This window comes from Streptomyces sp. NPDC021356, assembly GCF_040641015.1.
GTDB lineage: Bacteria > Actinomycetota > Actinomycetes > Streptomycetales > Streptomycetaceae > Streptomyces.
The window spans coordinates 338,800-359,571 of record NZ_JBFACU010000001.1; the positions used below are offsets into that span (position 1 = coordinate 338,800).

Sequence of the window (20,772 nt, forward strand, 5' to 3'; positions counted from 1 at the left end):
GACGTGGCGTGATACGGACGTGGCGTGATACGGACGTCGGTGGCCGCACTCTGCTGCCGGATCTCGCCATGAGTGGCGGCGCCCGCGGAAGATGACCGTCCCAGGCGTGACCGGAGGGGAACGCGGTAGGGATGAAACGTCCGGGCAACGGTGTTGTACCGCAGCGCGTGACCGGAGACCGACGAGCGAGGAGAGGACCGACCACATGCCTCTTGAAGGCGAGTACGAGCCCAGCCCCACCCAGTGGGTACGCGAACAGGTGGAGCTGTACGAGAGCTCCGGCGGCACCGAGGGGACCACGCTGAGGGAGACGGGGCTGCCCGTCATCCTGCTGACCACGCGCGGCGCACGCAGCGGCCGGCTGCGCAAGACCCCGCTGATGCGGGTGGAGCACTCGGGGCGTTACGCCGTGGTGGCCTCGCAGGGCGGCGCGCCCAAGCACCCCTTCTGGTACTTCAACCTGCTGGCCGACCCCCGGGTCGAACTCCAGGACGGGCCCGTAAAGCGGGACATGACGGCCCGTGAGGTCACCGGAGCGGAGAAGGCCGAGTGGTGGGAGCGGGCCGTCGCCGCGTTCCCGCCGTACGCCGAGTACCAGGAGAAGACCTCGCGGGAGATCCCCGTCTTCGTGCTGGAGGCGGCGCCCGACGGGCACTGAGCCCCGGCGGCGGCAGGGCCCGGGCTCCGGGTGCGTCCGTTGCGGGCGGATCCCGGCCGTGAGGCATGGACCGGCCGTGGAGCGGGCACCCGTCTGTCAGGCCCCGCCGCGTTCCCCCGTCGCGGCGGGGCTCTCCCGTGCCTCCTCCCCGGCGGGGCGGTCGGTCACATCGAAGAAGATCTGGTCCGCGGCGGGGACGGTGCGGGCGATCGACCGTTTGATGCGCACCGCGACCTCCTCGACCCGTTCGCTGTCCATGCCGGGTGCCAGGTCGACCCGGGCCGCCACCAGCACGGAGTCGAGGCCCAGCTTCATGGTGAGCAGCGCCTCCACACTGTCGATCTCGGGCTGTGCCCGCAGCAGACTGCGGATCCGGCCGCTGAGTTCGGGGTCCGCGGCCTCCCCGATCAGCTGGTCGCGTGCGTCGCGGCCCAGGCGGTAGGCGACATAGACGAGCAGCGCGCCGATCGCCAGCGAGGCCGAGGCCTCCCACACGACCTGCCCGGTGACCATGTGCAGTGCCATGCCGGCGATGGCGAGCGTGACACCGAGCACCGCGGTGCCGTCCTCGGCGACCACCGTGCGCAGCGCGGGGTCGCGCAGCCCGGCCGCGCCGCCCTGGGCGCGCACCTGGTGCACCGCCCGCAGCAGCGAGGTGCCCTCGGCCAGCAGGGCGACCCCGAGCACGATCAGGCCGATGACGTAGCCGGACAGGTCCTCGTGGGCGCCCTCGCGCAGGGCCTGCACGCCCTGGAAGAAGGAGAAGCAGCCGCCCATGACGAAGATGCCGACGGCCGCGAGGAGCGACCAGAAGAACCGCTCCTTGCCGTAACCGAAGGGGTGCCGTCGGTCGGCGGGGCGGCGGCTGCGGCGCAGCGCGGCCAGCAGGAAGACCTCGTTGAGGCTGTCGGCGACGGAGTGGGCCGCCTCGGACAGCAGGGCCGGCGAGTGCGCGACGAGGCCGCCCACGGCCTTGGCGACCGCGATGACCAGGTTCGCCGCGAGCGCCACCAGCACGGTGACCCGCGTCTTCCGGTCGGCGGTGGGCCCCGGCCCCGTCTCGGCACTCTCGCTCCGCTCGCCCACCTCGGCCCTCTCGGCTCCGTCTGCTGAATCGGCCGTGTCGGCGGTACCGGTCGCGCCGGCGGTTGCGGTGTGCCCGGCCGTTCCTGTTCTCCCGGTTGTTTCCGTCATCTCTTCGGCTGTCTCGTCGGCTGTCCCGTCCACGTTCGCCGACTGCCCCCCGTCCGCGCGGATCACACCGTGCCGTCGGCGGATTTCGGGGAACGTGTTCACCAGTGCACCTCGATCGGTGCACCTCGATCGGTGCGCCGCGACCGCAGGGAGGACCGGCATGAGCGACGGGGACGACGGGAACGGCGGCAACCGCTCCTACGGCCACAAGGCCTTCAAACGCTCGAAGAGCCACTTCGCCGACCGGATCACCGCGGACGGGCGGGACGGCTGGCCGGTGGCCGCCGGGCGTTACCGGCTGGTGGTGAGCCGGGCGTGTCCCTGGGCGAGCCGGGCGCTCGTGTCGCGGCGGCTGCTCGGCCTGGAGGACGCCCTGTCGCTGGCCGTGGTCGATCCGATCCAGGACGACCGGAGCTGGCGTTTCACGCTGGACCCCGGCGACCGGGACCCGGTGCTCGGCATCCGTTACCTCAGCGAGGCCTACGACCGTCGGGAGAGCGGTTACCCCGGCGGGGTGAGTGTGCCCGCGGTCGTGGACGTGCCCAGCGGCGAGCTGGTCACCAACGACTACCAGCGGATCACCCTCGACCTCGCCACCGAGTGGAAGGTCCTGCACCGGCCCGGGGCGCCCGACCTGTACCCGCGGGCGCTGCGCGACGAGATCGACGCGGTGGCGGCCGAGGTGTACGAGGACGTCAACAACGGCGTCTACCGGGCGGGTTTCGCGACCGGCCAGCAGGAGTACGAGGCCGCGTGCGAGGGCGTGTTCCGCCGGCTGGACCTGCTCACGGAGCGGCTGGCCCGGCAGCGCTACCTCGTCGGCGACACGATCACCGAGGCGGACATCCGGCTGTTCACGACGCTGGTGCGGTTCGACGCCGTTTACCACGGACACTTCAAGTGCAACCGCTGGAAGCTGGCGGAGAACCCGGTGCTGTGGGCGTACGCCCGCGACCTCTACCGAACGCCGGGCTTCGGCGACACGGTCGACTTCGACCACATCAAGCGGCACTACTACCAGGTGCACACCGGCATCAACCCGACCGGCATCGTGCCCCTCGGGCCCGACCTGTCCGGCTGGCTGACGCCGCACGGGCGCGAGGAGCTGGGCGGCCGGCCCTTCGGCGAGGGGACACCGCCGGGCCCCGTGCGCGAGGCCGAACGGATCCCGCCCCGGGGCCGGCCCTGACCCGGCGATTGCGCCGTACCCGCCCTACCCGTGAAGGAACGAAGGAGACACAGGTGGCCAAGAAGAAGAACAAGCTCCCGCTCGTCTACCAGCCCGTCGGTTTCGTGCTGGGGTGGGTCGGCGGGGCCCTCGCCGGGAAGGCGTTCCGCACCGCCTGGAAGGCGTTCCGCAAGGAGGACGACGCCCCCGACGCCCTCGACGAGGACCGCCGCTGGGGTGAGATCCTGCTCGCGGCGGCCGTGCAGGGCGCGCTGTTCGCCGTGGTGCGCAGCGCGGTGGACCGCGCGGGCGCCACGGCCATCGCCCGCTCGACGGGAGTGTGGCCGGCGAAGAGCGCCGAGGGCCGCGACTGAAGCGGCACCGCCAGGGCCGGCGGGAGGCCCGCGGCCGCGCGGCGGGCGCCGCGGTGCATGCTGGTCACCGGTTCCCGCAGGCCGCGCCGTTCCCTCCGCCGCACGGCGGCCCGACGGCAACACCGTTGACCCTGCGGGGGCGTGGCCGGTTCCATGAGTGGTCACCGGGGTCGGCAGGGTGCCCCGCCGACGCCGTCGGCGGCGGTCGACGACCTCGGCGCGGCGCGCGCTCACGGAAGGCACCATGTACGCAGACCTTCCTCGGCCCCGAACGGGCCTCATGGCAGTACCCGTTCGGGGCGCTCGCCGCGGGCAGCGAGTGGCCGGTCAGCAGCCCCGACCCGCTCCAGGGCATCCACGTCGCGGTCAACCGCCAGGAGCCCGGCGGCGGCGCGCCGGTGTTCCTGCCCGCCGAGCGCATCGGTCTGGCGGAGGCGATCAGGGCCTGCACGGCGGGATCGGCCCGGGTGAACCACCTGGACGAGACGGGCGAGGTGCGCGCGGAGGCGCTCGCGGACCTGGTGGTGCTGGACCGTGACCCGTTCGCCGGTCCGCCGGAGGCGATCGCTCAGACGAAGGTGCGGGAGACGTACGTGGGCGGGGTGAGGGTGTTCGCCGCCGAGTGAGGCGGCGTCCCTCCGCCAGGCCAACAGCAATTCACAGACATATGTCAACCGAACATGCTGGAATTCACTCCATCGAGGGTAACTTGCAGAGCGGGGGCCCACGGTGCGCTCCCTGAGTGCACCCCCGTCGCAACGGAAGAACCGGTTGGAGGCGAAGTCGTCGTGGCGAACGCACCCGCGCCACTCACCCGGAACCTGCGCGTCCGCCGGCACCGCGGGCACACCGTCCTGGAGTTCCACGGAGAGATCGACATCGCCGCCGCGGTACGGATCCTGCCGCGCCTGGACCGGGTCACGGCCCGGCCCGAGTCCCGGGTGGTGATCGACCTGAGCGGGGTGGAGTTCTTCGACTGCTCCGGGCTGCGCCTGCTCCACCGGGTCCGCAACCGCGTCCTCGGCCAGGGCGGCGACGTGCTGCTGGTGTGCACGCACCCGCTGACCCTGCGCGTCCTCGCCGTCACCGGGCTGTCCCGGCTGGTGCCCCCGCGGCCGACCCTGGACGCCGCCCTGGCCTGGTCCGGGGCCGGGTCCGTTCGGTCTATTCGTCCCGCGGCGCGTCGAAGAGCGCGCTGACGGACTCCCCGTTGTGGATGCGGCGCACCGCCTCGGCGAGCGCGGGCGCGATGGACAGCACCCGCACCTTGTCCTGGTGGGCCCGGTACTCCTCGTGGTCGGGCACCGGGACCGTGTTGGTGCACACGATCTCCAGTACGTCGCTCTGCTCCGTGAGCCGTTTGAGGGCGCCCGCCGCGAACAGGCCGTGCGTGCAGGCGATCCGGATCGAGCGCGGCCCCGACTCGCGCAGCCGCTGAAGGAGTTCCAGCACGGTGCTGCCCTTGGCGATCTCGTCGTCCAGGACGATCACGTCCCGCCCGGCCACGTCGCCGATGACCGAGCTGATCGTGACCCGGTCGTCGGCGTAGCGCTGCTTGGCGCCCGCGGCCACCTGGGCGCCGATCATCCGGGCGAAGGCGGCGGCCTCCTTGGCGTTGCCGAGGTCGGGCGAGACGACCGTGGTGCGCGTCAGGTCGTACTGCCTGAAGTGCGCGGCCAGTTCGCGCAGTGCGTGCAGGTGGTCGACGGGCACCGAGAAGAACCCGTGCACCTGCGGGGCGTGCAGCGTCATCGCCAGGACCCGGCTCGCGCCCGCCGCCACCAGCAGATCGGCCACGAGGCGCCCACCGAGGGAGATGCGCGGGGCGTCCTTCTTGTCGGAACGGGCGTAGGAGTAGTGCGGCATGACGACGGTGATGCGCCCGGCGGAGGCACCACGTGCCGCGTCGCACATCAGCAGCAGTTCCACCAGGTGCTCCTGCACCGGCTTGACCAGCGGCTGGATGAGGAACACGTCGCGCTCGCGGCAGTTGGCCTGCAACTGCACCTCCAGGCAGTCGTTGGCGAACCGGCTGACCCGGGTGGGGCTGAGCGGCACGCCCAGGTGCGCGCAGACCTCGGCCGCCAGGTCGGGATGGGCACTGCCGCTGAACACCGCGATGTCTCGCACGATCTGCTCCTCGCATGATCATTCCGGACTGCCGCGCTCATGCTACTGATCCGCCGGGACCGCCCCTCACCCCAGGATGCCGGGCAGGGCCAGCGCACCGAGCAGCGCGGCGCCCACCAGCAGCCAGGCCACGTAGTCGCCGACGTGCCCGGACTGCAGGCGTCTGAGCGGCAGGGCCCAGCCCGGCGCGGCCAGCAGCCCGGGGCGGGCCACGGCCACACCCGCGAGCCCCACCGCCAGCAGGGCCGACAGCAGGTCGAGCAGGACGCCGGCGGTGGTCCAGTGCACGGAGGAGAACACCCCCCAGGTCCCCGCTTCGTCGACGGCGTGCCCCACCACGTCGGCGAAACCGGGGACCGCTCCGACGGCGAGCGCCGCGACGAGCAGCACGGCCGGGACCGTCCGCATGGTGTTGGGAACCGAGTCCAGCCGCTGCCTGGTCTCGGGTTCCTCGCCGGATCCGGACGTCTCGTCCTCGTCGCGCTCCTCGCCGCCGCGCTCCCGGGGCCGGGGGCCGAGTCCGAGGAAGACCCGGGCGGCGACCCGCAGCACCGCTCCCCCGGTGAGCGCGGAGGCGGCGACGTACAGGACGGTCAGCGGGCCGCCGACGGCCTCCTCGCTCACCGCCTTGCCGAGGCCCGTGCCGAACGGCGGCAGCCCGGCGAGGGCCAGCGCGCCCACGGCGAACATGATCCCGACGCCGCGCAGGCGCCGGGCGCGGCCGTGCAGGTAGAACTCGTCGACGCTGCCGTAGCGGTCGAGCAGGATGCCGGCGCAGGCGAACAGGGCGGCCTTCACGCCCGCGTGGGCGAGGATGTACAGCGCGGTCCCGTCGTCCGCCTCGGCCTTCAGGACGCCGATGCCGACCAGGAAGAGGCCGGTGTGGGCGATGGTGGAGAACGCGAGCAGCCGCTTGATGTGCCGCTGGTACCAGCACATGACCGAGCCGACGGCCGCGGTCAGCACGCCGAGCGCCACCAGCGCCCGCGTCGCGTCGGCCGCGGGGACGCCGCCCGGCCCGGAGAAGACGGTGCCGTACACGCGCCAGACGCCGTAGACGCCGAGTTCCACCATCACGCCCGACAGCAGCATGCACACGGGGGTGGGTGCGACGGCGTGCGCGTCCGGCAGCCAGAACTGGAAGGGCACGGCGGCGGCCTTGACCAGCAGCCCGGTCAGGAAGAGTACGAAACCGGCCAGGGCGAGCGCGTCGGGGCCGTGGTGGCCGGCGGCGGCGTCCAGTCCGTGGCCGATCTTCGCCATGGCCAGTTCGCCGGTGCGGGCGTAGAGCAGGGCGATGCCCATGAGCATGAAGTAGGCGCCGAGCGAGTTGACGAGGGCGAAGCCCAGCGCGCCCTGCACGGCCTTCGCCTCGTCGATGCGGTACCCGGTGAGCGCGTAGGCGACGACGCTCATCAGTTCGAAGAACACGAACGCGTTGAACAGGTCGCCGGCGATCGCGAACCCGCACATGCCGCCCTGGAAGAGCAGCATCAGCGCGGGGAAGGAACCGGCGTGGCCGCGTGGCGGCTCGTCGAAGTAGTACCAGGAGTACGCCAGCGCGGCGAGCGTGAGCAGCGAGACCAGCGCCGCCATGCCGAGGCTCGCACCGTCCCCGATCACCACGATGCCGACGCTCTCGCCGCCCACCGGGAACCAGCCGCCGACCCACTCCGTCAGCGGCGGCGAGGAGCCGACGAGCAGCCAGATCGCCAGCGCGGCCGTCGTGGCACAGACCAGGGAGGCGAAGGCCTCGGCGGCCGGGCGGGGCAGGCGGCGCCCGCCGGCCACGAGGAGGGCCGCGCCCAGCAGCGGAACGGCGGGCAGCAGCGGCAGCAGATGGTGCATCAGCCGCGCAGCTCCCTCAGCTCGTCGGGGTCGACCGTGCCGTGCCGCTTGGAGATCTGCACGGTCAGCGCGAGCAGCAACGCTGTCACGGTGGCGCCGACGACGACGTCGGTGAGGGTGAGTGCCTGCACGACGGGGTCGACGACGGGCCGCGAGCCGGGCTTGATGTCGGAGAAGACGGGCGCGGTGCCGTGGTCGCGGTAGCCGACGGCCAGCAGCAGGATGTACGTCGCCGACTGGCACACGGCGAGGCAGCCCACGGCGTGGATCAGGTTCCGGCTGGTGGCCAGGCCGTAGCAGCCGGCCAGGAACACATAGGCGGCGACCAGGTACGGCAGCACGTGCATGACGTCGCTCACGGCGCACTCACTCCGTGTTCTCCTCCTCGATCTCGACGGCCTGGTCCAGGAAGCGGGCGAGCAGCACGACGACGGCGCAGGCGACCTCCATGCCGATGGCCGCGTTGAGCAGCGGGACGGTGCCGCCGGAGGACAGCGTGTTGAACGTGCCGTACGGCAGCAGGGTGTTGGCGAGGAAGGCGGTGCTCGCCAGGACGCCGGCGAAGCCGAGGACGAGATAGGCGGAGGCCGACAGCGCGTCGCCGATCTCGTACGCGTCGACGGGGCGGATGCGTTCCAGCGCGGCGTAGTCGGCGCCCAGGTACATCAGGTGCAGGGCGGTCGCGGCGACGACTCCGCCCTGGAAGCCGCCGCCGGGGCTGAGCTGGCCGTGGGCGACGACGTAGAGGCCGGTGACCAGGGCGACGGGCAGCACGACGAGGGCGTAGCGGCGCACGGGGGCCGCGACCTCGGAGGGCCGGGGCGGATCGCGGTGTTCGTCGCGGGCCTGCCGCAGCAGGACGACGCAGCCGAGGACGGCCGCGAAGAGGATCGTCATCTCGCCCATCGTGTCGAAGGCGCGCTGGTCGAAGTTGACGGAGGCGATGGTGTTGGCGGTGTGCCGGGCGAGGGCGGCGCGCACGGCGCGGTCGCCGTAGGGGTGCCAGGGGCCGCCGAAGGCGGGCAGTCGCAGGCAGGCGGCGACGAGCAGCGCGGCGAGCGAGCCGCCGCCCAGCACCACCAGCCACAGCCGGGCGCGCGGGGTCACTGCCTGCCGTCCTTGCCGTGGGCGGAGCGCCGCCGGACCTTGCGGACCGAGAGCATGACGAGCAGCGGGGTGAGGGCGGAGCCCACGGCGAGCTGGGACAGGCCGACGTCGGGTGCCTGCAGCACGGTGAAGAGCACGGCGAGGGCGGTGCCGAGGACGGACAGGACGAGGGCCTGGCGGGCGGGGTCGCGGTTGGCGACGGCGGCGGTCGCGCAGCCGGCCACGCCCAGCAGCGCCAGGACGACGAGCGCGTCAGCCACGGCTCGCCCCCGGGAAGCCGCCGGACAGGGCCCGGGAGGCCAGGAGGTTCCCGCCGACCAGCAGCGCCCCGACGCTCAGGAGTTTCACCATGGCCCGGCCGGGTCCGGTGACCACGCACAGCGCCAGGACGACGGCGGCTCCCAGAGCGGCGCAGGCCCAGGTCGCCGCCCAGGCCTGCGGCGGGTCCTCGGCGAGTTCGTCGGCGAGCAGCCGGGCGAAGACCAGGGTGCCGACCGGCCCGAGCAGGGCCAGGAGCAGGGCGAGGTCGACGTAGGAGGTGCGGCTGTAGCCCTGGGACAGCAGGAGCAGGCCGGGGCAGACCAGGGCGGTGGAGAGGTTCTGCGCCACGACGCGGCGGCCGAGCGGGCCGGTGGCGACGCCCCACAGGGTCGTACCGAGGCCGACGGCCAGGACGGCCGTCGCCGCGACGAGCCAGCCGTTCACCGCCGGCTCACCGCCCGCCGTCCGGCCCGCGCGACCAGCGCGCCCACGCCCGCGGCGCAGGCGCCGACCACCCATTCCAGGGTGTAGACGGTGCTGATGAGCATGAGCCACAGCACGACGAGCGCGGCCCACCAGGCCGCTACCTCGCCCACGGCGCGCAGTGTCGTACGCGGGTCCACCCGACACCTCCCGGGCTCGGTTCTCTGCTCTGGTCCGGCCCCGGCATCCAAGCACCGCCCCGACCACGGGGTGCGCGGCGGCGCGCGGGTCCGGTGCCCGGATGCCCCGACAGCAGCAACGGAAACCGGCGACGTGGGCGGCCCGCCCCCGCGGCCGGCCCGGCATCCCGTGGCTGATCCGGGGTAACCGGGCCCCTGAGAAACCGAGTTGGCGTCGGGAGGATCGCATGGCCAGGGTGGCGTTCCGTCCGCTCACCGTGTTCCGGACCCGCACGGCCGGGTCCCGGCCCGCCGCGGAGCCCGTCGAGGAGCCCGTCGAGGACCCGCCCCGCCGCCGGCCGCTGCCCTGGCCGCTGCGCCTGCCGGCGATGGCGGCCGCGTTCGTCTTCATGGTGGCGTTCGCCGTCGTCCTGGCCCGGTTGACGCTCGAGCCGTCGCCCTCGTCGGTGTCCTTCGTGCACACGAACCTGCACCCGGGCCGGTCGCTGCGGGCCTATCTGGGCGCGCCGGGACTGCGGGACGCGGTCCAGCAGATCGGCGGGAACCTGCTGCTCGGGGTGCCGTTCGGAGTGCTGGTGCCGGTGCTCGCGCCCCGGGCGCGCGGCCTGCTGCGCGTCCTGCTGCTCACCGCGCTGGTGATGCTGCTGGTGGAGTTCGCCCAGGGCGCGCTGATCACCGGGCGGGCGTTCGACATCGACGACGTCATCCTCAACACGACGGGCGCCCTCGTGGGCCACCTGCTGCTCGGGCGGCGCATGGGCCGGGCCGTGCACGCGCGCCGGCGGCGCGGCTGAGGGAGCGACTCCGGTACGGACCAAGGTATTGACGGTCACTTAATTCAGCCCTTGAATCAAGGGCGCGTCAGCTCCTTGTCCCCCCACGACCGTCGGCGCGTCCGGGTACCGGGCCGCCGTCCGAAGGGAGTTCCGTGCCCTCCCCACGCCTGCTCCGCAGTTGCCTCCTGGCCGCCCTGTCCACCGCGCTCGCCGGCGCCGCCGCCGTCGGTCCCGCCCACGCCGAGGCGGCGAACGGCCCCGCCCGCGCCGGGGCGGCGGCCACCTCCGCCACCGCCGTCTCCACTTCCGCGGCTGGGGCCGCAACGACGTTCTCCGACACCTTCGACGGGCCCGCGGGAGCGGCCGTCGACCCCGCCAAGTGGCAGACGGAGACCGGCGACAACGTCAACAACCACGAGCGGCAGTACTACACGCCGGGCACCCGCAACGCGGCGCTGGACGGCCAGGGCCACCTCGTCATCACCGCGCGGCGCGAGAACCCGGCGAACTACCAGTGCTGGTACGGGACCTGCCAGTACACCTCGGCCCGGCTGAACACCTCGGGCAGGTTCACCGCGCAGTACGGCCATGTCGAGGCCCGGATGAAGATCCCGCGCGGGCAGGGCATGTGGCCGGCGTTCTGGATGCTCGGCACGCCGGTCGACTGGCCGGACTCGGGCGAGATCGACGTCATGGAGAACGTCGGCTTCGAACCCTCGACCGTGCACGGCACCCTCCACGGCCCCGGCTACTCCGGTTCGGGCGGCATAGGCGCCGCCTACACCCTCCCCGGCGGCCAGGCATTCGCCGACGCGTTCCACACCTTCGCCGTCGACTGGGCACCGGGATCGGTCACCTGGTCGGTCGACGGCACCGTCTACCAGCGGCGCACGCCCGCCGACCTCGGCGGGAAGACATGGGTGTTCGACAAGCCGTTCTTCCTGATCCTGAACCTGGCGGTGGGCGGTTACTGGCCCGGCGACCCGGACGGCTCGACGAGCTTCCCGCAGCAGCTCGTCGTGGACTCCGTCTCGGTCACCACGGCCGGCACGGCCACCGGCGCCGCGATCCGCGGACTGGCCGGCAAGTGCGTGGACGTCGCCGGGGCGAACCCCGCCGACGGCACACCGGTCCAGCTCTACGGCTGCAACGGCACCGCCGCCCAGCAGTGGACGGCCGGTTCCGACGGCACCCTGCGTGCGCTCGGCAAGTGCCTCGACGTCACGGACGGCGGCACCGCGGACGGCGCCACCGTCCAATTGTGGGACTGCACCGGCGGACCGAACCAGAAGTGGACGCTCTCCGCGGCCCACGACATCGTCAACCCCCAGGCGGACAAGTGCCTGGACGTCACGGGCAACACCTCGGCCGACGGCACCCGCCTGCAGATCTGGACCTGCACGGGCGGCGCCAACCAGAAGTGGACGGTGGGCTGATCCCGGCGGGGCCGCGGTGATCCCGGCGGGGCCGCTCGCGCGGGCGGTCCTGGCAGGGGTGCTCGTGCGGGCCGCGGGAGGTTCCGGTGCCCGCCCCCGCGCCGCGCGGTCGCGTCAGTGCCAGGTGAACTTGTCGCCGCCCACCCAGCGGACCACGTCCGGGTCGTCCAGGTCGTGGACGGTGATGCCGAACGCGGCGGCGGCCTGGAGGACGTCGGTGACGCTCTTCGCCTCGCCCACCACCTCGCCGTCGATCTCCACGATGCGGAACGGCGGGTCGGTCCGCTGGACCCCGAGCACCATGATCCGCGGCTGGGAGATGTAGGGACTCGCGCTCTCGGTCATGTCATCAAGCCTAGATCGTGTCCGGTGCGGGCGGTGGGCACGGGGGCCGTCTCAGGGGCGGCGCCAGTCGTCCCCCGCCAGGTGGGAGCCCGCCATCGGCCCCATCCGCAGCATCCCGCCGTCCACGCTCCAGGACGCCCCGGTGACGTACGAGGCGTCGGGGCCGGCCAGGAACGCGATCACCGCGGCGACCTCACGGGCGTCGCCCGGGCGGCCCAGCGGGACGCCGGGACGGTGCTCGGCGCGCACGTCCGTGTCCTCCTGGCCGGTCATGGGGGTGGCGATCTCGCCGGGCGCCACCGCGTTCACGGTGATGCCGTGCTCGGCCAGTTCCAGGGCCATCACCTGGGTGAGCAGGCCGAGGCCGCCCTTGGCCGCGCAGTACGGGGCGGCGCCCACCCGGGGCTGGTGCTCGTGCACCGAGGTCACGTTGACGATCCGGCCGCCGCCACCCTGGCCGATCATCCGCCGGGCCGCCTTCTGCCCGCACAGGAACGGCCCCACGAGGTCCACGTCCAGCACCTCGCGCACGTCCTCCAGCCGCAGGTCGAGGAAGGGCGTGGCCGTGCCCGTACCGGCGTTGTTGACCAGGACGTCGATCCGGTCGCCGAGCGCACCGGCCAGCTCGTCCACGGCGTCCGCGGCGGTGGGCAGCCGCGTGAGGTCCATCCGGGCGACGGCGGCGCGGCGCCCGTGGGCGCGGACCTCCTCGGCGGTCTCCTCGGCACCCTTCTCGTCGCTGTGCCAGGTGATGCCGATGTCCAGCCCCGCCTCGGCCAGGCGGACGGCGGTGGCCCGGCCGATGCCGGAGTCGGCACCGGTGACGACGGCCACCCTGGCGGCGGACGGCGAAGGAGCGGACATGGGGCCTCCTGCGGTACGGGGCGTCGTGAGTCGGGCTACGCAGTACCCGGGGGCGGCCGGGACAAACGGGCGGGCCGGGGCGGTGGGCCGGGGCCCGAGCGGTGGCCGGGGAGGTCCTGGGGAAGGTGTCCGGTGGAGGTGCGGGCCCGGCCGGGGCGGGAAACCCTGAGGACGGAGGTGGCGATGGACCCCGTCGAGGCGCTGGACCGGATCGCCTTCCTGCTGGAACGGTCCCGGGAGCCGACGTACCGCGTGCGTGCCTTCCGCACGGCGTCACGGGTGCTGTCCGCGCTGCCCGCCGGGGAGGTGACGCGGCGGGTCTCGGACGGAACGCTGGAGTCCCTCAAGGGGGTCGGGCCGAAGACCGCCCAGGTCGTGCGCGAGGCGCTGGCCGGGGAGGTCCCCGGCTACCTGCAGAAACTGCAGGGCGAGGCCGGCCGGCCGCTCGCCGAGGGCGGCGAAGGGCTGCGGGCGCTGCTGCGGGGCGACTGCCACCTCCACTCCGACTGGTCCGACGGCGGCAGCCCGATCGAGGAGATGGGCCGGGCCGCCGCGGCCCTCGGCCACCAGTGGGCGGTGCTGACCGACCACTCGCCGCGGCTGACGGTGGCACGCGGGCTGTCCCCCGAGCGGCTGCGCGAGCAACTGGACGTCGTGGCCCGGCTGAACGAGACCTGGGCACCGTTCCGGCTGCTCACCGGCATCGAGTGCGACATCCTCGACGACGGCTCCCTCGACCAGGAGCCGGAACTGCTGGAGCGGCTGGACGTGGTGGTCGTCTCGGTCCACTCCAAGCTGCGGATGGACGCCCGTTCGATGACCCGCCGCATGGTGGCCGCCGTACGCGATCCGCACTCCGACATCCTGGGGCACTGCACCGGACGACTGGTGACCGGACGGGGGCGGCCCGAGTCGGAGTTCGACGCGGAGGAGGTGTTCGCGGCGTGCGCGCAGACCGGCACGGCCGTGGAGATCAACAGCCGCCCGGAGCGGCTGGACCCGCCGCGCCGGCTGCTGCGCCGCGCGGTCGCGGCGGGCGTGCTGTTCTCCGTCGACACCGACGCGCACGCGCCCGGCCAGCTGGACTGGCAGATCCACGGCTGCGCACGGGCCGAGGAGTGCGGGGTGCCGCCCGCGCGCGTGGTGACCACCTGGTCCCTGGAGGAACTGCTGGCCTGGACGCGCGAGCGGCGCACACCGTCCGGAGTGAGCGACGGCTGACGTGGTACCCGGGCGGACGTCGCGTCGCGCACCCGCCGACGCCGCTGACCTCATGACTTCGCAGGAGAAGGGAACCTCGATGGACCGTGCCGCCGTCTTCGATGTCGACGGGACACTCGTCGACACCAACCACCTCCACGTCACCACGTGGTGGGAGGCGTTCCGGCAGGCGGGCCACCGGGTCCCCATGCACGCCATCCACCACTCGGTCGGGCTCGGCTCCGGCGACCTCGTCGCGCACCTGCTCGGCGACGACCGCGACGAGGAACAGGACTCCGCCCTCAGCGCCGCCCACAGCGCGCTGTACGCGCAGTACTTCGACCGGCTGCCCGCCCTCGCCGACGCGGGGCGGCTGCTGCGGCGGCTGCACGGGGACGGCTGGACGGTGGTCCTCGCCACCTCGGCGAGCGGCCCGGAGCTGGACGCGCTGCGCCGGGCGATCGACGCGGACGACGCCATCGCCGCCACCGCGAGCGCCGACGACGTCGAGGCGGGCAAACCGGCACCCGAGCCGGTCGAGCACGCCCTGGAGCTGGTCGGGGTGCCCGCCGAACGCGCGGTGTTCGTGGGCGACACCGTCTGGGACATGCGGGCCGGCAGCCGGGCCGGGGTGCGCTGCGTGGGCGTCCTGAGCGGCGGCATCCCGCGCGCCGACCTGGAGCGGGCCGGAGCGCAGTGGGTCTACGACGATCCCGCGCACCTGCTGGCGTCCCTGGCGAACAGCCCGCTGGCCTGAGATGCGGGTACGAACTGCCGGCACACGGCCGGTACGGACTCCCGGAGCACGGCCCGGGAATGTGACGTGTTCCCCGCTCGAGACACCGCGCCGCGCGGACATGCGGGCACGATGACGGGCGTACCGCACACCCCGGCCCACACTCCCCCACCGGATCCCTCCGCCCCGCGCCACGGCGGGGGGCGCACCGCGCATGCGCTCGGCGATCTGCTCGGCCCCCGGTTCTGCCGCGCGGTGGGCGAGGAGGCGCGCCGCGTCGGGCGGGCCCTGCGGGCCGTGGCGCGCGGGCCGGGCCGGGAACGCGACCTGGTCGTGCAGTCGCTCAAGGCCGCCGGGGCCGCGCTCGTCGCCTGGGTCGTGGCCAAGGTCTGGCTGGGCGATCCGATGGCGCTGATGGCGCCGTGGGTGGCGCTCGTCATGGTGCAGGCCACGGTGTACAGCTCGCTGCTGCGGGCGGGGCAGCAGTGCGCGGCGATCTGCGCGGGGACCCTGCTCGCCTCGGCCGCGCAGGCGGTCACCGGCGGCACCCTGACCGCGCTCGCGCTGTCGCTGCCCGTGCTGATGCTGCTGGCGAACTGGTCGCGCTTCGGCGACCAGGGGATCTACGGTGCCACCACGGCCGTGTTCACCCTGGCTACGGGCAGCGTCTCGGCCGCCTCGGTCGGACACCGGCTGTGGCAGACGGCGCTGGGTGCGGTGATCGGGCTGGCCGTCAACGCGTTCGTCCTTCCGCCGATCCACCTGCGGGACGTGCGGGAGAACCTCGCGGCGGTCGCCCGGGAGGCGGGCGACGTGCTGTGCGGGGTCGCCGCGGGGTTGCGCGGCGGCGAGTGGGACAGCGGGAGCGCCGCCGAGTGGTCCCGTGGCTCGTCCCGGCTCGAACACCGCCTGGAGACGCTGCACTCGGCCCGCCGCTGGGGCCGTGAGAGCCTGCGCCTGACGGCCGGCCCGCTGCGCGCGCTGCGCCGGCCGCCGTCGGCGGTGCCGCCCGAGACGGAGGACGAGCGCTGGAGCCGGGTCACCGGGCACGTGCGGGCGCTCACCCGGACGCTCGCGGTGGCGGCCGACGAGGACCGCGCACCCGCGCCGCCGGACACGGAGGTGCTGCGGACGTACGCCGGTCTGCTGGAGCTGATCGCCGGGGCGTGCCACGCGGAGAGCGCCCGGCTGCTCGGCCGCCGCCCGCCGGCCGGAGGCTGCGACGACCGCGGCGACGGCGAGGAGGGCCGCGGCGGAGACGGCGACGGCGGAGACGGCGACGGCGGATACGGCGACGGCGAACAGGCCGAGGCGGCGCGGCGGGAGCTGCACCGGCAGTTGCAGGAGGGGCTGCGGGACCAGGCGGGCCGGGCGGCGGCCCCCGTCACGGTGCTGGGGTCGCTGCTGCTGCAGGCGGAGAGCCTGTGGGCGGAGACCGTCCCCGGGGCCGCGTCCGGGGCCGCGCGCCGCACCGCTCCGGACATCGCACCGCGTACCGCCGCGGAGTGACCCGGATCACCACGGATGGCGGCAGAAGCAGGAACACCGGACGTCCTTGCGCCGTTGAAGGGACCGCGGGTGCGGATGGGACAGTGTCCCCGGGCCTCACCTATTGCCCACAGGGACGATCGTTCGGCTGAAGCCCTGTGGAGCGTCTCGCCGAGAGGCGACCGCCATGCGTACCCACATCCGGACCGCCCCGGCCGTGATTCCCCCGTCCGGCCGGGGCTCCCCTCTCTCCACGCCCCTGCCCGGGTGCCGTGTCCGGGTTTCGAGGGCGTGTTTCGTTTTCGGGTTTCGTGGGCGTATTTCGTTTTCGGGTTTCGTGGGCGTGCTTCGTGGCCATGTTTCGTGTCCGGGTCTCGTGGCCGTGTCGGCGGGCGCTTGACTTCGAGAGCACTCCAATCCGTAGCGTTCCTGGCATGAGCACTACGCCACAGCACAAGATCGGTTCGGGTTTCGGGGCGACGAGCACCGCCGACGACGTTCTGCGGGGCATCGACCTCACCGGCAGGCTGGCGATCGTCACCGGCGGCTACTCGGGCCTCGGTCTGGAGACCACGCGGGCGCTGACCAGGGCGGGCGCCCACGTGGTCGTACCCGCCCGCCGCCCCGGCACCGCCCGCGAGGCGCTGCACGGCATCGAGGGCGCCGAGACGGACGCGCTCGACCTGGGCGACCTCGACAGCGTCCGCGCCTTCGCCGAACGGTTCCTGGCCTCCGGCCGCACGGTCGACCTCGTCATCGACAACGCCGGGATCATGGCCTGCCCGAAGTCCCGGGTCGGCCCCGGCTGGGAGGCCCAGTTCGCCACCAACCACCTCGGTCACTTCGCCCTGGTCAACCGGCTGTGGCCGGCGATCGAGGCGGGCGGCGCCCGCGTCGTCTCGGTCTCCTCCCGCGGCCACCAGTTCTCCGGGATCCGCTGGGACGACGTCCACTGGCGCGGCGGCTACGACAAGTGGGAGGCCTACGGCCAGGCCAAGACCGCGAACGTCCTGTTCGCCGTGCACCTCGACCGGCTGGCCCGCGACGCCGGCGTGCGGGCCTTCGCCCTCCACCCCGGCGCCATCATCACCCCGCTCCAGCGCCATCTGTCCCAGCAGGAGATGTTCGAGCGCGGCTGGGTCGACGAGAACGGCGTGCCGCTGAACCCGGAGGGTTTCAAGACCCCTCAGCAGGGCGCGGCCACCCAGGTCTGGGCGGCGACCTCGCCCCTGCTGGACGGCCTGGGCGGCGTCTACCTGGAGGACTGCGACATCGCCGAGCCGGTCCCCGAGGAAGGAGCGCACCCGAGCGGCGTCAAGCCGTGGGCCACCGACCCCGGCCAGGCGGCCCGTCTGTGGGCCCTGTCGGCGGAGCTGACGGGGGTGGACGCGTTCGCCGGCCGGTCCTGACCGCCACCGTGCCGTGACGGCGGCCCGCCACGTGCGTGTGACGGCAGCCCTCCGTGATGCCGGCCCGCGGGGCCGTGCCCGGGTCGTTGGCCGGGGAGCGGGTACTCGTGCCCCGCACTCGACAGTCCCCGAGAGGAGCCGAACGTGAGCAGCGTTTCGGGCAGCAGGGTCGTCGTCACGGGCGCCACCGGCAACGTCGGAACGAGCGTCGTCCGTCTGCTCTCCGAGGATCCGGAGGTGGCCTCGGTCCGGGGCCTGGCCCGGCGGACCCCGGGGTGGTCGCCGCCGAAGACGGAGTGGGCACGGGTCGACATCGCCTCCGAACAGGCACCCCTGGCCGCGCAGTTCGAGGGCGCGGACGCGGTGGTCCACCTGGCCTGGGCGTTCCAGCCGACGCACGATCCGGCGACGACCTGGCGCACCAACGTCCTCGGCGGCATCCGCGTGCAGGAGGCCGTGGCCGCCGCCCGGGTGCCGGTGCTGGTGCACGCCTCCTCGGTCGGCGCGTACTCGCCGGGGCCGAAGGACCACGCCGTGGACGAGTCCTGGCCGGCCCACGGCTGGCCGGATGCCGCCTACACCCGGGAGAAGGCGTACCTGGAGCGGGCCCTGGACACGTTCGAACGGGACCACCCCGAGGTCCGGGTGGTGCGGATGCGCCCCGGGTTCCTGTTCAAGGCCGAGTCCGCGAGCGAGCAGCGGCGGATCTTCGGCGGCCGGTTCCTGCCGGGGCCTGTCGCCCGGCCCGAGCTGCTGCCGTTCCTCCCGGACATCCCCGGCCTGCGGGTCCAGGTCCTGCACACGGACGACGCCGCACGGGCCTACGTGCTGGCGCTGCGCCACGAGGTGCGCGGCGCCTTCAACCTGGCCGCCGACCCGCCGCTCGACGCCCGGGTGCTCGGCGAGATGCTCGGGACCCGGCCCGTACGGCTGCCGCGCGGCGCGGCCCGCTCCGCGATCGCGGCGGCCTGGGGCCTGCATCTGCTGCCGGCCTCCCCGCACCTGTTCGACGCGGTCCTGCGCCTGCCGCTGATGGACTGCGCGCGGGCCCGTACCGAACTCGGCTGGCGCCCGGAGCGTACGGCCACCGAGGTCATCCAGGAGTTCCTGCGGGGGCTCCAGCGCGGCGAGGGTGCGGACACCGAGCCCCTGCGCGGGCGCAAGGTGGGCTGAAAGCGGCCGAGCGAGCGAGCCGGGCCGCCCGATTCCCCGGTCGGGACCGCCCGGCTCTCCGGTCGGAGGCCGGACCGCCCGGTTCGGACCGCCCGGTTCCCCGGTCGGAGGGCCGGGAACAGAGGCGGGAACAGAGGGGTGCCGAGGGAGCGGGCAGAGGGTGCGGGGCGAGGCCGCGGCCGGTCAGCCGGTCGGTTCGTCCGGGGCGGGGTTCTCCTCCACGGGGCGTCCCTCGCCCGCGGTTCCCTCGCCCGCGGTCTGCGGCTCTGGCGGGTGCCCGGTTCCCGGTCGCGGGGCACCCGCCCGGCCGGTGCCCCTCTCGTCGGCCGTCTCGTCGGTGGTGGGGGCCTCGTCGGGGGCGGGCTCCCCGGGGGGCCGCCCGGACCCGGCGGACCGCGCGGTCTCCCAGGGGTCCTCGTCCACGTCCGCCTGCTGATCGGGCATGTCCCGGGGGACGGGCGTACGGTTTCCGGTCACGGTGTACTCCTTCGCGGGTGCGCGCGTGGCACGGCGGCCGACCGCACGGCGTGCGGCCGAGGCGCGGGTACCTCCCTCGTGACCTGCGAAACCTTCCCCGCCGGTGGCTCAGCCGTGCAGCCGCAGCGCCTTCATCTGCTCCTCCATCGGCCCGAGACCGACGTCCGCGCGGCGCTCGTCGAGGCTCTCCGGCAGGCGGACCGGGTACGGGCACGACGTCACCGGGTTGATGCGCGTGCCGTAGAACTGCTGTTCGCCCAGGTCGACCGCGCAGTGGTCGGCGATGTAGGCGAAGTGGACGGCGGGGCAGCGGCCGTCCGCCGTGGCCTGCGCGATCAGGTCCCGGCAGCGCAGCCGCAGCGCCAGCTCGGGGGCGTGCAGCAGGATCATCAGCGCCGCTGTCGACGCCCGGGCGCCCACGGTGTCGGCGGTCGGCCAGCCCTGGCGGTCCACGATGGCCGCGAGGGCGTCGGCGTTGTCACGGTGGCACCGGACGACCCGGCGCCGGCGTTCCGGCGTGGGCGCGGTGCCCGCCTCCCGCGTCAGCCTGCGGTCCTCCTCGGCCCGGCGCAGCAGTTCGCCCGCCGTGCGGGCCGTGCTCGCGCCGGCCGGGGCGGGCACCGCCGGGTCCGCCGGGCCCGTCGGCGTGTAGATCGCCGACAGGGCCCGCCGCAGCGGCCCGTCCGGCACCTCGCCCGTGGCCGGGGCGTCCGGCTGTCCGGGCGCGTCCCCCGGCTCGGGGCACCCGGTGGTGCCGGGAGCTGGGGTGGAAGCGGACGCGGCGTCCGCCGCGTACACCGCCGTCAGCGCCTGCCACAGCGGGCCGCCCGGCGCACACCCCGGCGCACCGTCCGCCGGGCCGCGCGCCCGACCGCCGGTCGCCGGCCCTCCGCGGGTGACGGTGTCCACGCCCCCGCCCTCGGGTGCTCGTCCTCCCGCGGGCACTCCCCCGCCCGCTGCCCGGTGCGCCCTCTGCGTCATGACGCGGCTCCTCGCAGGCTCAGGGTGAACCAGACCCCCTTGCCGGAAGTGCCGGGTTCGGGTGGCGCCAGTCCCCAGTCGTCCGCGAGCGCGGCGACGATGGCCAGTCCCCGTCCCGACTCGGCGGCGGCGTCCGCCGTGCGGCGGCGCGGCGGCAGCGGTGACCGGTCGGCCACCGTCACCCGCAGGGTGCGGGCGGTGCGCTCGATGGTGAGGGTGACGGTGTCGCGCGGGCCGGTGCTCGCGTGCCTGACCGCGTTGGCGAACAGCTCGTCCGTGGCCAGGACCGCACTGTCGCACTGGTCGGCCGAGAGCCGCAGCCGGGCGAGGTGCCGGCGCACCAGGCGTCGTACGGCCGCGGCCCAGGAGGGGTCGGCGGGCACCGTGGAACACAGGCGGGCCGGCTCGCCGCCCGGCTCCGGTGCGCGGTCGGCCCGGCGCGCACCGCCCGCCCCGACCGAGGTGCCGTCGCGGCTCTCCGACTGTCCGTCGGTCACGGTGGTCATCCAGCTCTCGCCTCGCAG

24 protein-coding genes and 1 pseudogene are annotated in these 20,772 nt (G+C 74.3%); 12 read left to right on the forward strand and 13 right to left on the reverse strand.

Features of this window, described 5'->3' with window-relative positions; genetic code table 11:
- Positions 1–205 precede the first annotated feature (205 nt).
- Positions 206–658 carry a nitroreductase family deazaflavin-dependent oxidoreductase gene (locus AB0G56_RS01500; RefSeq protein WP_360961831.1) on the forward strand — a complete coding sequence of 151 codons (453 nt, stop codon included), beginning with the start codon at positions 206–208 and terminating at the stop codon, positions 656–658.
- A 96-nt stretch (positions 659–754) separates the two neighbouring features.
- On the opposite strand, the gene AB0G56_RS01505 is transcribed toward AB0G56_RS01500, so the two are convergent.
- On the reverse strand, positions 755–1,954 hold the full coding sequence (locus AB0G56_RS01505; protein WP_360961834.1) for a cation diffusion facilitator family transporter: 1,200 nt from the start codon (positions 1,952–1,954) through the stop codon (positions 755–757).
- Between the two features lie 58 nt (positions 1,955–2,012).
- On the opposite strand from AB0G56_RS01505, the gene AB0G56_RS01510 reads away from it, so the two are divergent.
- The 4 genes and pseudogenes from AB0G56_RS01510 to AB0G56_RS01525 all read left to right on the forward strand — a co-directional run bounded on the left by AB0G56_RS01510 (position 2,013) and on the right by AB0G56_RS01525 (position 4,593).
- Positions 2,013–3,041 carry a glutathione S-transferase C-terminal domain-containing protein gene (locus AB0G56_RS01510; RefSeq protein ID WP_360961837.1) on the forward strand — a complete coding sequence of 343 codons (1,029 nt, stop codon included), beginning with the start codon at positions 2,013–2,015 and terminating at the stop codon, positions 3,039–3,041.
- 53 nt (positions 3,042–3,094) lie between these two features.
- Positions 3,095–3,394, forward strand: coding sequence for a DUF4235 domain-containing protein (locus AB0G56_RS01515; RefSeq protein ID WP_360961840.1), 300 nt, complete (start codon positions 3,095–3,097; stop codon positions 3,392–3,394).
- A 257-nt stretch (positions 3,395–3,651) separates the two neighbouring features.
- Positions 3,652–4,020 (forward strand): annotated as a pseudogene (locus AB0G56_RS01520) (amidohydrolase family protein); the annotation flags it as partial.
- Between the two features lie 162 nt (positions 4,021–4,182).
- The gene (locus AB0G56_RS01525; protein WP_360961843.1) at positions 4,183–4,593 is read left to right on the forward strand and encodes an anti-sigma factor antagonist; all 411 of its coding nucleotides are present in this window, start codon (positions 4,183–4,185) and stop codon (positions 4,591–4,593) included.
- Here AB0G56_RS01525 and AB0G56_RS01530 read toward each other — a convergent pair.
- The 7 genes from AB0G56_RS01530 to AB0G56_RS01560 form a co-directional block, all read right to left on the reverse strand.
- On the reverse strand, positions 4,559–5,524 hold the full coding sequence (locus AB0G56_RS01530; protein ID WP_360961846.1) for a ribose-phosphate pyrophosphokinase: 966 nt from the start codon (positions 5,522–5,524) through the stop codon (positions 4,559–4,561). The two genes, AB0G56_RS01525 and AB0G56_RS01530, sit on opposite strands and share 35 nt — an antisense overlap.
- 66 nt (positions 5,525–5,590) lie before the next feature.
- The gene (locus AB0G56_RS01535; protein ID WP_360961849.1) at positions 5,591–7,372 is read right to left on the reverse strand and encodes a complex I subunit 5 family protein; all 1,782 of its coding nucleotides are present in this window, start codon (positions 7,370–7,372) and stop codon (positions 5,591–5,593) included.
- Positions 7,372–7,719: a sodium:proton antiporter gene (locus tag AB0G56_RS01540; protein ID WP_360962237.1), complete on the reverse strand. Its 348-nt coding sequence runs from the start codon at positions 7,717–7,719 to the stop codon at positions 7,372–7,374. Before AB0G56_RS01540 ends, AB0G56_RS01535 begins: the two co-directional genes overlap by 1 nt.
- Before the next feature lie 19 nt (positions 7,720–7,738).
- Entirely contained in the window at positions 7,739–8,479 is a 741-nt protein-coding gene (locus tag AB0G56_RS01545) for an MnhB domain-containing protein (RefSeq protein ID WP_360961852.1), read from the reverse strand.
- Positions 8,476–8,739, reverse strand: a complete 264-nt coding sequence (locus tag AB0G56_RS01550; protein WP_360961855.1) for a hydrogenase subunit MbhD domain-containing protein — start codon at positions 8,737–8,739, stop codon at positions 8,476–8,478. The genes AB0G56_RS01545 and AB0G56_RS01550 overlap by 4 nt, the downstream gene beginning before the upstream one ends.
- Entirely contained in the window at positions 8,732–9,184 is a 453-nt protein-coding gene (locus tag AB0G56_RS01555) for a monovalent cation/H+ antiporter complex subunit F (RefSeq protein WP_360961858.1), read from the reverse strand. Before AB0G56_RS01555 ends, AB0G56_RS01550 begins: the two co-directional genes overlap by 8 nt.
- Positions 9,181–9,363, reverse strand: a complete 183-nt coding sequence (locus AB0G56_RS01560; RefSeq protein ID WP_360961861.1) for a hypothetical protein — start codon at positions 9,361–9,363, stop codon at positions 9,181–9,183. Before AB0G56_RS01560 ends, AB0G56_RS01555 begins: the two co-directional genes overlap by 4 nt.
- Before the next feature lie 227 nt (positions 9,364–9,590).
- On the opposite strand from AB0G56_RS01560, the gene AB0G56_RS01565 reads away from it, so the two are divergent.
- Both AB0G56_RS01565 and AB0G56_RS01570 read left to right on the forward strand, forming a co-directional pair.
- A complete protein-coding gene (locus AB0G56_RS01565) occupies positions 9,591–10,157 on the forward strand; it encodes a VanZ family protein (protein ID WP_360961864.1) in 567 nt (188 codons plus the stop codon).
- Positions 10,158–10,291: 134 nt separating this feature from the next.
- Positions 10,292–11,575, forward strand: a complete 1,284-nt coding sequence (locus AB0G56_RS01570; protein ID WP_360961867.1) for a lectin — start codon at positions 10,292–10,294, stop codon at positions 11,573–11,575.
- Between the two features lie 114 nt (positions 11,576–11,689).
- On the opposite strand, the gene AB0G56_RS01575 is transcribed toward AB0G56_RS01570, so the two are convergent.
- Positions 11,690–11,920, reverse strand: a complete 231-nt coding sequence (locus AB0G56_RS01575; protein WP_360961870.1) for a hypothetical protein — start codon at positions 11,918–11,920, stop codon at positions 11,690–11,692.
- A gap of 51 nt (positions 11,921–11,971) precedes the next feature.
- Positions 11,972–12,784, reverse strand: coding sequence for an SDR family oxidoreductase (locus tag AB0G56_RS01580; RefSeq protein WP_360961873.1), 813 nt, complete (start codon positions 12,782–12,784; stop codon positions 11,972–11,974).
- 183 nt (positions 12,785–12,967) lie between these two features.
- Between AB0G56_RS01580 and AB0G56_RS01585 the strand changes: the two genes are divergently transcribed.
- The 5 genes from AB0G56_RS01585 to AB0G56_RS01605 all read left to right on the forward strand — a co-directional run bounded on the left by AB0G56_RS01585 (position 12,968) and on the right by AB0G56_RS01605 (position 18,790).
- A complete protein-coding gene (locus tag AB0G56_RS01585; RefSeq protein ID WP_360961876.1) occupies positions 12,968–14,005 on the forward strand; it encodes a PHP domain-containing protein in 1,038 nt (345 codons plus the stop codon).
- Between the two features lie 79 nt (positions 14,006–14,084).
- On the forward strand, positions 14,085–14,741 hold the full coding sequence (locus AB0G56_RS01590) for an HAD family hydrolase (protein WP_360962239.1): 657 nt from the start codon (positions 14,085–14,087) through the stop codon (positions 14,739–14,741).
- Positions 14,742–14,852: 111 nt separating this feature from the next.
- On the forward strand, positions 14,853–16,229 hold the full coding sequence (locus AB0G56_RS01595; protein WP_360961879.1) for an FUSC family protein: 1,377 nt from the start codon (positions 14,853–14,855) through the stop codon (positions 16,227–16,229).
- 413 nt (positions 16,230–16,642) lie between these two features.
- Complete coding sequence (locus tag AB0G56_RS01600) at positions 16,643–17,617, forward strand: SDR family NAD(P)-dependent oxidoreductase (RefSeq protein ID WP_360961882.1); 975 nt, start codon at positions 16,643–16,645, stop codon at positions 17,615–17,617.
- A 144-nt stretch (positions 17,618–17,761) separates the two neighbouring features.
- A complete protein-coding gene (locus tag AB0G56_RS01605; protein WP_360961885.1) occupies positions 17,762–18,790 on the forward strand; it encodes an SDR family oxidoreductase in 1,029 nt (342 codons plus the stop codon).
- Between the two features lie 183 nt (positions 18,791–18,973).
- Here AB0G56_RS01605 and AB0G56_RS01610 read toward each other — a convergent pair whose 3' ends face one another.
- From AB0G56_RS01610 to AB0G56_RS01620, 3 genes are all read right to left on the reverse strand, one after another.
- On the reverse strand, positions 18,974–19,267 hold the full coding sequence (locus AB0G56_RS01610; protein WP_360961888.1) for a hypothetical protein: 294 nt from the start codon (positions 19,265–19,267) through the stop codon (positions 18,974–18,976).
- 108 nt (positions 19,268–19,375) lie between these two features.
- Positions 19,376–20,248, reverse strand: a complete 873-nt coding sequence (locus AB0G56_RS01615; protein ID WP_360961891.1) for a DUF6624 domain-containing protein — start codon at positions 20,246–20,248, stop codon at positions 19,376–19,378.
- Positions 20,245–20,754 carry an ATP-binding protein gene (locus AB0G56_RS01620; RefSeq protein WP_360961894.1) on the reverse strand — a complete coding sequence of 170 codons (510 nt, stop codon included), beginning with the start codon at positions 20,752–20,754 and terminating at the stop codon, positions 20,245–20,247. The genes AB0G56_RS01615 and AB0G56_RS01620 overlap by 4 nt, the downstream gene beginning before the upstream one ends.
- Positions 20,755–20,772: the final 18 nt, after the last annotated feature.

Coding starts and splice junctions, on each gene's coding strand:
- AB0G56_RS01500 (WP_360961831.1), top strand. CDS start 206: ATGCCTCTTGAAGGCGAGTACGAGCCCAGCCCCACCCAGTGGGTACGC.
- AB0G56_RS01510 (WP_360961837.1), top strand. CDS start 2,013: ATGAGCGACGGGGACGACGGGAACGGCGGCAACCGCTCCTACGGCCAC.
- AB0G56_RS01535 (WP_360961849.1), bottom strand. CDS start 7,372: ATGCACCATCTGCTGCCGCTGCTGCCCGCCGTTCCGCTGCTGGGCGCG.
- AB0G56_RS01540 (WP_360962237.1), bottom strand. CDS start 7,719: ATGCACGTGCTGCCGTACCTGGTCGCCGCCTATGTGTTCCTGGCCGGC.
- AB0G56_RS01565 (WP_360961864.1), top strand. CDS start 9,591: ATGGCCAGGGTGGCGTTCCGTCCGCTCACCGTGTTCCGGACCCGCACG.
- AB0G56_RS01575 (WP_360961870.1), bottom strand. CDS start 11,920: ATGACCGAGAGCGCGAGTCCCTACATCTCCCAGCCGCGGATCATGGTG.
- AB0G56_RS01580 (WP_360961873.1), bottom strand. CDS start 12,784: ATGTCCGCTCCTTCGCCGTCCGCCGCCAGGGTGGCCGTCGTCACCGGT.
- AB0G56_RS01585 (WP_360961876.1), top strand. CDS start 12,968: ATGGACCCCGTCGAGGCGCTGGACCGGATCGCCTTCCTGCTGGAACGG.
- AB0G56_RS01590 (WP_360962239.1), top strand. CDS start 14,085: ATGGACCGTGCCGCCGTCTTCGATGTCGACGGGACACTCGTCGACACC.
- AB0G56_RS01595 (WP_360961879.1), top strand. CDS start 14,853: ATGACGGGCGTACCGCACACCCCGGCCCACACTCCCCCACCGGATCCC.
- AB0G56_RS01600 (WP_360961882.1), top strand. CDS start 16,643: ATGAGCACTACGCCACAGCACAAGATCGGTTCGGGTTTCGGGGCGACG.
- AB0G56_RS01615 (WP_360961891.1), bottom strand. CDS start 20,248: ATGACGCAGAGGGCGCACCGGGCAGCGGGCGGGGGAGTGCCCGCGGGA.
- AB0G56_RS01620 (WP_360961894.1), bottom strand. CDS start 20,754: ATGACCACCGTGACCGACGGACAGTCGGAGAGCCGCGACGGCACCTCG.